Annotated in this window: 12 protein-coding genes; 4 read left to right on the plus strand and 8 right to left on the minus strand. The window is 71.9% G+C overall.

Annotated features, from left to right (window positions below):
- Both JNK30_RS11280 and JNK30_RS11285 read right to left on the minus strand, forming a co-directional pair.
- Positions 1 to 575 (minus strand): GDYXXLXY domain-containing protein (locus JNK30_RS11280; protein ID WP_293482337.1); only part of this gene is annotated, 575 nt, incomplete at its 3' end.
- Complete coding sequence (locus JNK30_RS11285) at positions 572 to 1,660, minus strand: DUF2157 domain-containing protein (protein WP_293482338.1); 1,089 nt, start codon at positions 1,658 to 1,660, stop codon at positions 572 to 574. The genes JNK30_RS11285 and JNK30_RS11280, both read right to left, overlap by 4 nt.
- A gap of 169 nt (positions 1,661 to 1,829) precedes the next feature.
- Here JNK30_RS11285 and JNK30_RS11290 point away from each other — a divergent pair, with 169 nt between their 5' ends.
- Together JNK30_RS11290 and JNK30_RS11295 are read left to right on the plus strand one after the other, a co-directional pair.
- The gene (locus JNK30_RS11290) at positions 1,830 to 1,958 is read left to right on the plus strand and encodes a hypothetical protein (protein WP_293482339.1); all 129 of its coding nucleotides are present in this window, start codon (positions 1,830 to 1,832) and stop codon (positions 1,956 to 1,958) included.
- A gap of 249 nt (positions 1,959 to 2,207) precedes the next feature.
- A complete protein-coding gene (locus JNK30_RS11295) occupies positions 2,208 to 4,850 on the plus strand; it encodes a TonB-dependent receptor (RefSeq protein ID WP_293482340.1) in 2,643 nt (880 codons plus the stop codon).
- Positions 4,851 to 4,912: 62 nt separating this feature from the next.
- On the opposite strand, the gene JNK30_RS11300 is transcribed toward JNK30_RS11295, so the two are convergent.
- From JNK30_RS11300 to JNK30_RS11310, 3 genes are all read right to left on the minus strand, one after another.
- Positions 4,913 to 5,257: a hypothetical protein gene (locus tag JNK30_RS11300; protein WP_293482341.1), complete on the minus strand. Its 345-nt coding sequence runs from the start codon at positions 5,255 to 5,257 to the stop codon at positions 4,913 to 4,915.
- Positions 5,254 to 5,595, minus strand: a complete 342-nt coding sequence (locus JNK30_RS11305) for a hypothetical protein (RefSeq protein WP_293482342.1) — start codon at positions 5,593 to 5,595, stop codon at positions 5,254 to 5,256. The genes JNK30_RS11300 and JNK30_RS11305 overlap by 4 nt, the downstream gene beginning before the upstream one ends.
- A 110-nt stretch (positions 5,596 to 5,705) precedes the next feature.
- Positions 5,706 to 6,581, minus strand: coding sequence for an SPOR domain-containing protein (locus JNK30_RS11310; RefSeq protein WP_293482343.1), 876 nt, complete (start codon positions 6,579 to 6,581; stop codon positions 5,706 to 5,708).
- Positions 6,582 to 6,845: 264 nt separating this feature from the next.
- Here JNK30_RS11310 and JNK30_RS11315 point away from each other — a divergent pair, with 264 nt between their 5' ends.
- Positions 6,846 to 7,976, plus strand: a complete 1,131-nt coding sequence (locus tag JNK30_RS11315) for a hypothetical protein (protein ID WP_293482344.1) — start codon at positions 6,846 to 6,848, stop codon at positions 7,974 to 7,976.
- A 78-nt stretch (positions 7,977 to 8,054) separates the two neighbouring features.
- Here the strand turns inward: JNK30_RS11315 and JNK30_RS11320 are convergent, their stop codons facing one another.
- The 3 genes from JNK30_RS11320 to JNK30_RS11330 form a co-directional block, all read right to left on the minus strand.
- A complete protein-coding gene (locus tag JNK30_RS11320) occupies positions 8,055 to 8,450 on the minus strand; it encodes a response regulator transcription factor (RefSeq protein WP_293482345.1) in 396 nt (131 codons plus the stop codon).
- Positions 8,437 to 11,880, minus strand: a complete 3,444-nt coding sequence (locus tag JNK30_RS11325) for a PAS domain S-box protein (RefSeq protein ID WP_293482346.1) — start codon at positions 11,878 to 11,880, stop codon at positions 8,437 to 8,439. Before JNK30_RS11325 ends, JNK30_RS11320 begins: the two co-directional genes overlap by 14 nt.
- A 124-nt stretch (positions 11,881 to 12,004) precedes the next feature.
- Positions 12,005 to 12,274, minus strand: coding sequence for a hypothetical protein (locus JNK30_RS11330; RefSeq protein WP_293482347.1), 270 nt, complete (start codon positions 12,272 to 12,274; stop codon positions 12,005 to 12,007).
- A gap of 109 nt (positions 12,275 to 12,383) precedes the next feature.
- Here JNK30_RS11330 and greA point away from each other — a divergent pair, with 109 nt between their 5' ends.
- Positions 12,384 to 12,863: a transcription elongation factor GreA gene (greA, locus tag JNK30_RS11335; RefSeq protein ID WP_293482348.1), complete on the plus strand. Its 480-nt coding sequence runs from the start codon at positions 12,384 to 12,386 to the stop codon at positions 12,861 to 12,863.
- Positions 12,864 to 13,295: the final 432 nt, after the last annotated feature.

Genomic DNA, 13,295 nt, shown 5'->3' on the forward strand with positions numbered 1-13,295 from the left:
CCGATCGACAGGACCGCGTAGCCGGGCGGGCCGCCCTCGGGGCGCGCCCGCAGCAGCTCCGCCTCGATCGCCTCGGCCTCCTCCTGCTCGAGGTGGATGCGGTCGACGCCGAGATCGAGTCCGACCATCAGGGGCTCCGGCGGGGCTGCCGGCCCATCGGGAACGGGCGCTTCGCCCGGACGCAGGATGCGGCTCACCTCTGTGACGCTGTCGGCGAAGCAGTCGATCCGCCCGCGCACCGCGACCTCGCCCAGCTTCAGCGCCTCGGCCCGCGTCTTCGCTGCGCCGGCCGGCGCGTGGTGATCGCCCTCCCGCCTCAGCGCCACCCAGTCCTCCGCCGGCCCGGCCTCGGGCGCCGAGCCCGGTGGGCATTTCGAGCCCGGCGGGAAGCGATGCGTGAGGTTGAACCGCACATAGTGCCCCTGCAGCAGAGAGCGCGGGTCGTAGCCGGCGAGGGCCAGACGCACCTCGGTCCCCTGCTCGCGGGCGATGGTCTCCCGGGCCACCAGGCCCACGAGCGCGAGCGCCAGCACGCCGGCCGCGGCGAGGATGCGCACGGGCGCGCCGGCCCTCATGCCGCGGCCCTCCGCTTGAGCACGAAGGCCGCCGCCAGCGCCACCAGCGCCGCCAGCCCGAACACCGCCGCCGAGGTGAGAAGGCTGACGCCCAGGCTGGTCAGCAAGGTCGCTCCGGCGCCGATCAGGCCCAGGACGCCCACCGCCGTCACGCCGCCATGCCGGTCCACCCGGCCCAGCGCCACCACCGCGCCCGAGACCAGCAGCATCAGCAGGCTGACCACGACGCCCCGGTCCGAGGCCTCCAGGCCCACGGCCCCGCTGAGGTCGACGAACATCGCCGCCACGGCCGACAGCGCGGCCGCCGACCACCAGCCGTAGAGCACGCCGGCGGCCGGCGCGAACGGCTCCCGCGCGCGCCGCGCGCCCGCCGCCAGGGCCACGGCGCCCAGCGCCAGCGCCACGACGGGGCCGGCCTCGTACTCGCTGATCTTCCCGTAGAGCAGGCCGGCCGTCACGACCGTGGCCACGCCGGCCGCGTGCGCCAGGGCCTGCGAGCGCCAGCGGATCGCGAGACCGGCCCCCGCCGCGGACCCCAGTCCCAGCCACCACGGCCACGGCGCCTCACGACCGGAAAACAGGCCGGCGCCCACGAACTCGCCCAGGCCCAGGAACACCAGCGCCAGCACGCCCGTCCAGGCCGACCCGCCCGCCAGCGCCAGCAGCGCCGCCGCCACGGCGGCGAACCGGAGCGCCGCCTGCGGGTCGCCTGCGATGTCGAAGATCTGCCCCGTCAGCCCGATGGCCGCGGCGAACACCATCGCCGCCACCGCCAGCAGCACCTGGCTGGCGACCGGCCGCCCGCGCGCGCTGGCCCAGGCGCCCGCGCCCGCCACGCCGAGGAACAGCAGCAGGATCAGGCCGAAGCGGACGATGCGCGGGATGTCGGACCAGTTCGCGGCCACGAAGGCGATCGCCGCCACCCCGGCCAGGAGCCCGCCGACGATGCCCAGCGCCGTGGCCGCATCCAGGCGGCGGCCTTCGCCCACGCTGTCCAGGATCGCGTTGCGGCTCTCGGCCGGCACGAGGCCGCGGCCGATCCAGCCGTCCAGGTCCTGCTCCAGCCGTCTGCGGTAGCTCGCCATGCGCCCTCCCCGGACCGCACCTTGGCCCGGAGACGCGCAGGCGCCTAGGGCGCGTTCCGAAACGCGGAGCGCCCGCGCCCACTACCTCGAGGAGAGTCCCCTGATCGCCAGCGTCCGCTGGCGGCCGGGGCAGTTCTCGGTCGAGGGCCAGCGCCGCCGGAAGACCCACATGATGTTCGTCCCCGTCTCCCGCGGCATGCGCCGGGATCCCCGCTTCGCCGACCTCGCCGACCGCATCGGCCTGACCGGCTACTGGCGCGCCGCCGGCGTGGCCCCGGACGTCGACCGCGTGGCCTGAGCCCGCGTCCGGGCCCCCCGACCGGCCGCTCAATTCGACCGCGCCCGCCGCCTCTTCTCTGCGCTGCGCCGTGACTTCGCCGGCCGGCGCGCCTGACCGCCACGTCAGATCGACGGCCCGAACGTTTTCGCCTTCCGTAGGCGTAAAGGCTTGTTGACGCATGCCCCGCCATGCCGGACATTCGAAACCAAGCGCCATCAAGGCGCTGTCGAAAATGGGCTTGGGGGAAACATGTTGTCTCGAAAGAGTATGCTGCTGTCGTGCGTGTTTGCGGCGACAGCCTTCTCGGGCGTGGCGCACGCGCAGGCGTCGTCGACCAACGAGATCGAGGAACTGGTCGTCACCGCCGAAAAGCGGGAACAGTCGCTGCAGGACGTGCCGGTGGCCGTGTCGGCCTTCACCGATGAACGCCGCGAGATCGTCGGCATCAACTCGGTTCAGGACCTGACCAACTTCACCCCCGGTCTCGCCTACTCCACCAACAACGACCGCGCCTCGCTCCGCGGCATCGGCCGCTTCTCCAACAACCGCTCCACCGAGGGCGGCCTGGCGATGTACAACGACGGCTTCTACACGTCGTCGGTCACGGCCTTCGCCCAGTCGACGCTGTTCCTGGAGCGCACCGAGGTCCTGCGGGGACCGCAGGGGACCCTCTACGGCAAGAACGCCATCGGCGGCGCGCTGAACATCATCTCCAAGCGCCCGACCGACGACTTCTACGCCGAGGCGCGCGGCTCGTACGGGAACTATGACAGCAAGGCGCTCGAAGCGGCCGTGTCGGGCCCGCTGTTCGCCGGCATCCGCGGCCGCCTGGCCGGATCCTGGGGCAACATCGGCAAGGGCGTCTTCGAGAACCTGAACCCGGCCGTCCCCGACGAAGGCAACCGCGGCACCGTCTGGACCGTCGAGGGCCAGCTCGACGGCAGCCTCGCCGACGGCAAGCTCGACTGGTGGCTGAAGCACTCGACGACCGAGTGGCACACGCTGGGCCGCGGCCCCGGCGGCCGCACCACGGCCGCTTACGGCTTCCGGGTGATCGACAACCCGCTGCAGGCGCCGCTGACTCCGAACTCGGCCGCCTTCGGCACGACCTCGGCGCTGCCCGGCAACACCTGCCAGTTCTGCTACAACACCGATGACGGGAACTTTATCAATCTCGAGAGCAACACGACGACGTTGAACGTCACGTTCCATGCTCAGAACTTCGACATCAAGTACATCACGGGTCTGACCTACTACGACTACCGCCTCCAGACCGACCTGGACGGCACGTCGCGGCAGGCCCCGTTCCTGCTCGGCCCGTTGGCCAACCCGCTGTTCGGCCTGCCGGGGCAGCCGGCGACGGTCAGCCCGATCTACTTCCCGCGGCAGCACAACCAGTACCAGGAAGAGGTCTGGTGGTTCTCGAACGAGATCAACATCGCCTCGACCCATGACGGGCCGCTGCAGTGGCTCTTCGGCGTCTACCAGTACCGCGAAGGCTCGAACTACCGCCTCTCGGACGCCCGCTTCCCGGACGACGCGCGCTTCGAGACGCCGATCCTGTTCAGCGCGACGGCGCCCACCTCCACCGTCGCGGCCGCCCCCAACCCGCTGCGCCGCTATGCGGTGGGCGAGTCCGAGAACAAGAACGAGTCCTACGCCGCCTTCGGTCAGGTCGACTGGCAGGCGACCGAGGAGATCAAGGTCACGGCGGGCCTCCGCTACACCTACGACGAGAAGACCTCGTTCGAAGGCGCCCGGCTCTTCTGCCTCTACACGGCGACCTGCCCGGTCTCGCGGGTCAATGGACGTCCTGTCGACGTGACCGCGGTCGCCTCGCCGGGCTTCAGCACCATCGGCGGCGTGCAGGTGACCGACCCGTCGGTCGTGGGCGGCGTGGCCGGGATCTACACCGATCCCACCACCGGACTGCGCCACCGGACCCTCAACGAGAACTGGAGCGCGCTGACCGGCACCTTCGGCGTCGACTGGAAGCCGGACGCCGACACGCTGGCCTATGCCAAGTACTCGCGCGGCTACAAGGCCGGCGGCTTCGACTCGGGAACGACGACGCTGCAGACCTTCGTCACCACCGACAAGGAGACGATCGACGCCTACGAGGTGGGCCTGAAGAAGACCTTCGGCGGCCGCCTGCAGGCCAACGTCTCGGCCTTCTTCTACGACTACCAGGACATCCAGATCCCGCTGTCGTTCTTCAACGAGACCCTGGGCGCGAACCAGACCCGGTTCATCAACGTGCCCAAGGCCGAGAACTACGGCCTCGAGATCGAGACGATCTGGCAGCCCATCGATCGCCTGCAGATCCTGGCCAACTACTCGTACCTGAACGCCAAGATCAAAAAGGGCGTGTTCTCGCCGGACCCGGACGACCCGCTGGCCCTGCAGCCGGGCGCCCAGATCGCCCCGGCCACGGCGCAGGCGGCCAACGCCTGCATCCCCGGCCGCACGCCGCCGGCCTGCTCGCTGCTGGCGAACGTCAACCAGGACATCAGCGGCTACCGCCTGCCGTCCTCGACGCCGCACCGGATCGCGCTCAACGCCAACTACACCTGGGAGCTCGAGCAGGGGAACCTGACCCTGTCGGGCAACTACGTGTGGCGCGCGGCCACGTACTATTCGGTGTTCAACACCTACTACAACAAGGCCAAGTCCTACGGCACGACCGACTTCCGGATGCTGTTCAACGATCGGGACGACCGCTTCACGGTCATCGCCTATCTGAAGAACGCCTTCGACCAGCGCGGTTCGGCCGGCGTCAGCGGCACGCGCATCACCAACAACCAGGTGAACAACAACGTGAACCACCCGCTGTTCAACCGGGTGAACCAGACCGTGTCCTACATCCTGCCGCGGACCTACGGGATCGAGGTGCAGTACCGCTTCCGCTGAGGCCCGGCGCCTTTGCGGTCACGACGCCCCGGCCTCACCGCCGGGGCGTCTTCGTTTCGGGGCTACCGACAGGCCTCGACCACCGCCTCCAGTTGCCGCAGCCGCTGCTGGCGCAGGATCCGGCCCGCCGCGAGGAGCTGGTAGCGCTCGGCGGCCCCCGGCGCGTTGCGCAGCGCCGCGTCGCTGTCGGGATAGCGCGGCGCGGGCGGCAGGTTCGAGGGGACGCAGGCCCGGGGCTGCGGCGCGGGCGGCGGAGCCACCGGGGGCGGCGGCTTCCGCGGCGGCGCGGCCACGGGCGCGGGCGGCGGCGCAGGCGGCGGCAGGTCCACCTTGCGCACGGTCTGGCAGGCGGCGAGAGCCGCCGACGCGGCGACCACGAGCAGAAGCAGGCGCACGCGGCCGCTCATTCCTTGAGGTTCGAGAGCACCGCCCGGTCGGCGCTCTCCATCCGGGCGCAGGCGTCGATGCCTTCGGGACCCTGCTGGAGCAGCCGCCGCGCGCCCGCGGGCGTCTGGGCGTCGGGTCCGACCTCGGCCACCACGGCCGGCGGCGCCGCCCTCGCGGCATGGCAGGCCGCCAGGTCCGTCCGGAGCCGCGCGTGCGTCGCGTTGGACGCCTGGGCCAGCTCGACGATCCGCGCCTCGTAGCCGGCGCGCTCCGAGCGCCACATCGAGGCCGAGACGCCGTAGGCGAGCGCGAGCGCGAGCGCCACGCCGGTGGCGATCGGTCCCGTCACCGGGCTCATCAATGCGTGCCTCAGTCCTGCGAGCATCGCTCCACTACGCACCCAATGGCCTTGACCAGGGGTTTAAGCGGCGCCGCTGTGGCGTTTTCGCGACCGGGCCCGGCGCGTCCTCAGCCCGGCTTGCCGGCGCGGACGAAGCAGGCCCGCCCGGCCGACTTCAGCTCGGCGCAGAACGCCTGCGCGTCGGCCGCGGACGCGAACCCGCCGACGAGCGCCCGGCGCCAGGTCTTGCCGCCGACCTGCGCGGTCTCGACCCAGGTGGTGCGTCCCTCCACGCGCCGCCCCAGCGTCGTCAGCAGGTTCTGGGCGTCGGCCACCGAGGGCGCCGCGCCCACCTGCGCCACGATGCCGCCGGCGGCGGGGGCGAACCTGGCGACCGGCACGGCCGCCGGCACGGCCCTCGGCGCAGGCGCAGGCGCGGGCGACGGCGACGGCGGGGCGGCGGTCGTGGACGGCGCGCCCTCGGCCGCGGCGACCTTGACGGTCTTCGTCTGGAACGGCCCCTGGAAGTTCGGGTCGCAGGCCGCGCGCAGGGCATACTCCAGCGCCGTGCCCGCCTCGGGGATGCGCCAGTCGGCGTCGGCCTCGCGCAGAAGCCGCCGCTCGCCCAGGAGGTTGCGCTGCGCGTAGCCGGTCGTCTCGCCCAGGCGCACCCGCCGCGCCTGGCAGTCGGCGCTCAGCGACACGTGCCACGACAGGGATCCCGTGCGCGCGAACGTTTCGGCCGACAGCGCCTCGGCCCGGATCACCACCCTGGGGCCCTGCCCGCCGCCGGCCGGGAAGGTCGACACGACCGAGGTGACCGACTGGGGCGTCACCGCCACGACGCGCTCGGGCATGATGTCGGTCTCGCGCTGCATCCACGCGAGCAGCGTCGCCCGCTCCAGGGACGCGGGAAACGCGGGCTGCTCCTGTGCGCCCGCCGCCCACGCCAGTGCGCCCAGACCCAAGACCACCGCCGCCGCGCCGGCGCTCGCCCGCATCATCCCCGAACCCCCAGAACTCGATTCCGCCGCAACCTGTTCGCCAACCGCCATTCGCGCAAGAGGCGACTCGCGGTGCGCGGGCCCTCCGGCGCGTTTGGTCGCAAACCCCCGTTTTGGGTAGGCGAATATCAACCTTACTGCGCCAGACTGGGGCCAGGCTCCGCTTTGTCGGACTCTCAGTAACACTTGCGTTCCAGTCTCAGGATGTCGCGATCGCGCCCGGCCCTCCCCTACGGCCAGGCGTGATCGGGGGAGAGCCAGCGTTTGGGAAAGTCGTCCGATCGCACGTTCCGCAGTCTGCGCGGTCTCGAGAAGACCGCCTCGACCAGCCGTGTCCTGAACCTGGCCGCGCTGTCGGTGCGCCATGCCGGCAACCCCGACCACGAGAAGAACCCCTTCTTCGCCGCGCAGACGCTGAACGGCGCCGTGCTCGTGCGACACCGGCTCCGCGAGGCCGAGCGCGAGGTGTTCGACCGCGCCCGCTACACCGCGACCAAGCTGATCATCCCCTTCGAGCGCTCGGACCTGGGGTTGGGCGGACGCTCGGTGTTCGTCCAGGAGCGCGGCTGGCTCGACGTGCTGGAGGAACTGCGCGGCGACTTCCCGGACTTCCCCCGCGACATCGCCGTGCTCGAGGCGATCGACGAACTGCCCTCGCTCGACCCGTTCCTGGTGCGCGAGCACATGAAGCGGCGCGGCTTCGACATCAGCCCGACGCACTTCGAGATTTCAGCGCCCGACCTGGCCCGGATGCAGCGCTTCGTGGGCTCCGAGATCGCCAAGCTGATCGAGCTCGCCTACCGCGACACCGACGGTCAGGAGAACAACATCAACCGGCTGGTCGAAGCCCTGCTCTCGGCCCGGACCGACGACCGCCTCGAGCCCCTGCGCCTCACCCTTCGCCTCGAGAAGGAGAACTACAAGGAGGGGATCTTCGCCTGGAAGGGCTTCCTCTACTACAAGTGGGTCCTGAACACGCTGTGGGCCAACCTGCGCGAGGTGTTCGCCGAGCTGTCCAAGGTGAAGGTCATCGGCCCCATGGACACCGAGACCCGGCGCGAGATCGAGGAACTCAAGCAGCGCCTGCGCCAGAAGATGGAGCGGCAGGTCAAGGTGGTGATGAACTACCTGGGGGTCTATGACGAGGTGTTCCAGCAGCTGACGGTGCAGGGCAACGCCCTGGCGTTCCGCGACTTCCTGCTGCGCTCGCCCGAGATGTTCCTGCAGCTGGGCGACGGCTGCGGCCTCGTCAGCCACATCGCCACCTACTGGCGCTACCAGTTCCCGCGCGGCCGGCCGCTCGCCGCCAATGTGATCCAGCTGATGGACACCCTGCAGGACTTCGAGATGAGCCTCGGCGCCGCCGACGAAATGGAGCCGCGGCGGGCCGCTTGAGGGCGCGTCCCGTCCGGATGGACGAGGCCATGGCGTCCGTACGCCTTACCCGCTGATCCGGCGAAGGCCGGGATCCGGCTAGCCCCGCGGTCGCTGGAGCAGCCGGCCGACCCTGGCGATCAGCGCCTCGTCGCGGAACGGCTTGGCGAGATAGTCCTTGGCGCCCAGCCGGATGGCCTTCGCCACGTCCTCGGCGGCGTTGCGCGCGGTCAGCACCATCGTCGGGACCTTGTCCGACAGCCCCTGGGCCTTCATCTGCGAGAGCACGCCGAAGCCGTCCAGCACCGGCATGTTGATGTCGAGCACCATCGCCTCGGGCTTGAAGTCCTGCAGCCGGCTCAGCGCCGCGGACCCGTTGCGGGCCGAGCGCGTCTCGAAGCCGGCCAGCTCCAGGCGCGTCACCAGCAGCTCGGTCAGATAGGCGTCGTCGTCCACCACGAGCACCCGGCGGCGGCGCCCTTCAGCCAGCGACATCGGCGTCTTCCTCCTCCGGCGCCCAGGTCGTGGCGCTCAAGATGGCCGTGTACATGTCCAGGGGCTGGATGGGCTTGCGCACCAGCCCGTCGAAGCCCGCGAGGTCGCCCTCGCCCTCCAGGTCGGCGTCGGCCGTGAACGCCAGGACCGGCACATGCTGGTTGGGTCCGGAGGCCCGGCGAAGCCGCCGCAGGGCCTCGCGGCCGTCCAGGCCGGGCATCCGCAGGTCCATCAGCACCACGTCGACGGGCAGCAGGCCCAGCCGCTCGAGAGCCTCGGCGCCGTCCGCGGCCTCGTCGACCTCGGCTCCGGCGGCCTCCAGGATCCGCCGCGAGAGCTCCCGGTTGGCCGCGTTGTCGTCGACCACGAACACCCGGATCCCCTCGATCTGGACGGGCCGGCCGTCCTCGTGGGCCAGCTGCGACGGAAGCTCCGCGGCGGGCGCCGGCAGCTCCACGAAGAAGGTCGCGCCTGATCCGAGCTCGCTGACCACGCCGATACGGCCGCCCATGGCGTCGGCGATGCCGCGGCTGATGGCCAGGCCCAGGCCGGTGCCCCCATGCCGGCGGGTCATCGAGCCGTCGATCTGGGTGAAGCGCTGGAACAGGACCCCCTGGGACTCGGCGTCCAGGCCGGGGCCCGTGTCGGCGACCTCGATGCGCAGCCAATCCGGCTCCCCGCCGGCCGCGAGGACCAGGGCGACCTCGCCGGCCTCGGTGAACTTGATGGCGTTCCCGATCAGGTTGATCAGCATCTGGCGCAGCCGGTCGCCGTCCAGCATGGCCACGCGCGCGGCCTCGGGGTCGGCCTCGAAGCGCAGGGACAGCCCCTTGCCGTCGGCCTGGGTCGAGAACAGCTGCAGCGTCTCCTCGCAGACCGCCGCCACCTCGATGGCCTTCGGGCGGATCTCGAACTTGCCGGCCTCCAGCTTCGAGAAGTCCAGGATGTCGTTGACGATGGCCAGCAGGGCGTTGCCGGCGCCGGCGATGCGGTTCGCATAGCCCGCCGCCGGCCCGGGCAGGTCGAGCTCGGTCAGCAGGTTCGTGAAGCCCAGCACCGCCGTCAGCGGCGTGCGGATCTCGTGGCTCATGTTCGCCAGGAACTGCGACTTCGCCGCCGCCGCCGCCTCGGCCGCCGCCTTGGCGCGCTCGATCTCGGCCTCCTGCGCCACCTGGCGGTCGATGTCGCGGATGACGTCGAGGAATCCGGTGGGCTCGCCCGTTTCCGGATCGCGCATGAGGCTGGGGTTGGACTCCATCCACTGCCAGCCGTCGCCCCTGCGGGCGCGCCAGCGCACGCGGGTGGCGCCGCCCTCAAGCGCCAGCTTGCGGAAGGCCTCGAAGACCACGCCCGCGTCGTCGGGGTGCATGCTCTCGGCGAACGAGCGCCCCTCGATGTCGCGCGGCAGCCTGCCGGACATGCGCACGTTGGGGCTGACGTAGATCGCCTTGCCGCTCAGGTCGGACATGACGATCAGGTCCGAGGTGTTCTCGCTGATCATCCGGTAGCGGGCCTCGGAGGCGCGCAGCGCCGCCTGGGCGGCGCGCTGCTCGGTCAGGTCGCGCAGCTCGGTGACGTAGTGCTTCGGCGAACCGTCCGGATTGCGGACCATCGACATGGTGATCTCGCACCAGAGGTAGGTCCCGTCCGCCTTCAGGAAGCGGCGCTCGCGGGTATAGCTGTCGATCTCGCCCGCGCGCAGGCGCGCGATCTCGCCGTTGCCGCGGCCCCGCTCGTCCGGATGGATCAGGTCGTCGCCGTTCAGGGTGATGAACTCGGCCTCGGTGTAGCCCAGCATCCGGCAGAGGGTGCTGTTCACCTTCGCGATTCGGTTGTCCAGTTCCACCAGGCACTTGCCGGTCGCCGCCTGCTGGAAGGCCGTCTCGAACAGCTCGGCCTGGGCGCGCCGCTCGCCGACGTTGCGCAGGACGTTGATCTCGCCCACCAGCTCGCCGTGCTCGTTGCGCAGGGCGTGGGCGTTGCTCTCCATCCAGATCCACTCGCCGTTGCGGGCGCGGAACCGGGCCTGGTAGATCCCGTCCGCCGGCTCTCCCGCGCGTTCGCCGCCGGCCGGGGTCGGGTCGAGATCGTCGGGATGGACCAGGTGATCGGTCTGGAGGCCGAGCAGATCGCCGGGTTCGTAGCCGTAGGCCCGGACCGACGGCGAGACGTAGGTGATGCGGGCCTCGGCGTCGAGCTGGACGACGACGTCGCTCATGTTGTCGGCGATCAGCCGGTAGCGCGCCTCGCTTTCCCGCAGCGCCGCCTCGGCGGCCTTCTGGGCGGTCAGGTCCTCGACCTGCGAGATGAAGTACTTCGGCCGGCCCTCGGCGTCGCGCACGAGCGAGACGCCCAGCCGCGCCCACACGGACTCGCCGTTCTTGCAGATGTAGCGCTTGTCGATGCGGTAGCTGTCGATGTCTCCCGCGATCACCCGCTTCACGAGGTGGATGTCGGCGGTGAGGTCGTCCGGGTGCGTGATGGTCTGGAAGTCGAGCTCGAGAAGCTCGACCTCGGAGTACCCGACCATCCGGCAGAACGCGTCGTTCAGGCGGAGGAAGCGGCCGTCCGGCCCGACGAGCGCCTTGCCGACGACCGCGTAGCGGAACGCGCTCTCGACCAGGTCCATCTGCTCCCGCAGCCTGGCCTCGCTCTCCCGCAGCGCGTCCTCGGCGGCCCGGCGCGCGGTCTGGTCGTGGACCTGGCACACGAAGTACTGCGGCAGACCCTGGGCGTCGCGCACGGCCGACGCGGTCGTGTGGACCCAGACGGTCGAGCCGTCCTTGCGGAGGTAGCGCTCCTCGGAGGCCGAGCTTTCGATCTCCCCCCGGAGCAGCGCCTCGGCGCGGGCCCGGACGCCGGGGATGTCGTCGGCGTGAATCAGCCGGCCCGCCGCCAGGCCCACCACCTCGGTCTCGTCGTAGCCGACGATCCGGCAGAAGACGCGGTTCGCGCGGCGGATCACGCCCGTCGGCGTCACGATGGCGATCCCGGAGCCGGCGCTGCGGAACGCCGCCTCGAACAGCTCCGCCTGTTCCCGCGCCGCATCCTCCAGCGCGCGGCGGTCCGTGATGTCGCGCAGCACGGTGACGACCTCGACCTCGCCGGCGCCGTTCCGCACCGGGCGGGGGTTGCCCTCGAACCACAGCCAGGTTCCGTCGGCGGTGCGGAACCGCGTCTCGCGCCGGGCGGGACCATCGGTCTCGTCCTGGGCGAGCCGCAGGATGTGCGCCATCAGGCCCTGCAGGTCCTCGGGATGCGTCAGCGCCGCGATCGGCTGGCCGACCAGCGCCTCGGGCGCGTAGCCGTAGCGCCGGACGGCCGGGGACACGTACCGAATCCGCCCGTCCACGCCGAAGCGCGCGATCAGATCGCTGGTATGCTCGGCGATGAAGGCAAGCGCCTCCGCCGCCGTTTCGTCGGCCCCCATGTCGACTACGGCTTCCCTGTTCCGCGGTCCGCGCCGCGATGCCCTTCAGGGTAGATGCAACGCCTTTCAAGGGGATGAACGGCGCCAGGGGCGCAGACCACAGGTTGCGCGGCGGCTCAGCCGGTCAGTTCGACGGGTCGACCCGACCGTCGCCGGCCGTCCCGGGCGCCGTCGCCGGCTCGGGCGCGACGGCCGGCGTGGCGGCGTCGGCCGGAGGCACGGCGCCGGTCGCGCCGGCGTCCGGGGCGGCGGCCAGCGGCCCGCCCGATTTGGGGGCCGTGGTGTCCGGCATGGCCGCCGCCACGTCCGAGCCTTGCGGCGAAGACCCGGTCGGGCGTTCGCAGGCCGCCAGGGCGAGCGTCGGCAGGATGGCGAGGGCGAGGAGCGACTTCATGGGTGGTGTTCCCTTCATGGTTCGGGCAGGGAACGACGTGGCGGCGGCGCCGTTCCGCCCGCCTGCGCCGGTTCTCTCAGGCGCCAATCCGGTCTAGGATCGCTCGCCCATGGCCGTCGCTTTCACCCGCGAAGAGGACTACGAGGCCCAGGCGGCCGACCTGCCCGACCGGCCGGTGTCGCCGCACCCGAACCTCGTCACCGCCTCCGGGCTCGCCGCCATCGAGGCCGAGCTGTCGGCGGCGCGCGCGGCCTGGTCCGCGGCCCAGGCCGGGGGCGGCGTCGCCGCCGATCGGACGGCCATGGCCCGCGCCACCCGCGACCTGCGCTACTGGTCCGCCCGCCGCGCCTCCGCCCAGCTCACCGAGCCCGACGCCCCGCCCGGCGTCGTCGCCTTCGGCCGGACCGTCGAGATCGAGCGCGAGGACGGCCGCCGCCAGGCCTGGCGCATCGTGGGCGAGGACGAGGCCGATCCGGCCGCCGGCAGCGTCTCCTACGTCTCCCCCCTCGCCCGCGCCCTCCTCACCCGCGCCGTCGGCGACGTGGTCCAGGTCAACGGCGCCGAAGTCGAGATCGTCGCCGTCCACTAGGCGCCCGCCACCCCTCCCGCCCTGTCATCCCGCGGCTCGTCCGCGGGACCCATGCGTCCACCGGCTGTGAGCCAGCCGACCTCGCAGGACCCACGCCGCGCCACCCGACCGCCCCGCAGCCGCCGGCAGGGATCCCGCGGACAAGCCGCGGGATGACGGCGTGGGGGGGATGGCGGCTGTGCGCCTGACCCGTGCAGGTCCCAGCCGCGCCCCCTCTCGCTTCGCGAGCTCCCCCAGAGGGGGAGCATCCCCCACACACCCTCCCCCCTCGGGGTAGGTCGGGCGGCGCACCGCGCCGGCGGTGTGGGGGTCGCCGGCAAGGCCTTCGCCCCAGGACCCCCTCTCGCTCCGCGAGCTCCCCCAGAGGGGGAGCACCCCCCCAAGATCCTCCCCCCTCGGGGGAGGTCCGGCGGCGCAGCGCGCCGGCGGGGA

The sequence above is a fragment of the Phenylobacterium sp. genome (assembly GCF_016793225.1).
GTDB lineage: Bacteria > Pseudomonadota > Alphaproteobacteria > Caulobacterales > Caulobacteraceae > Phenylobacterium.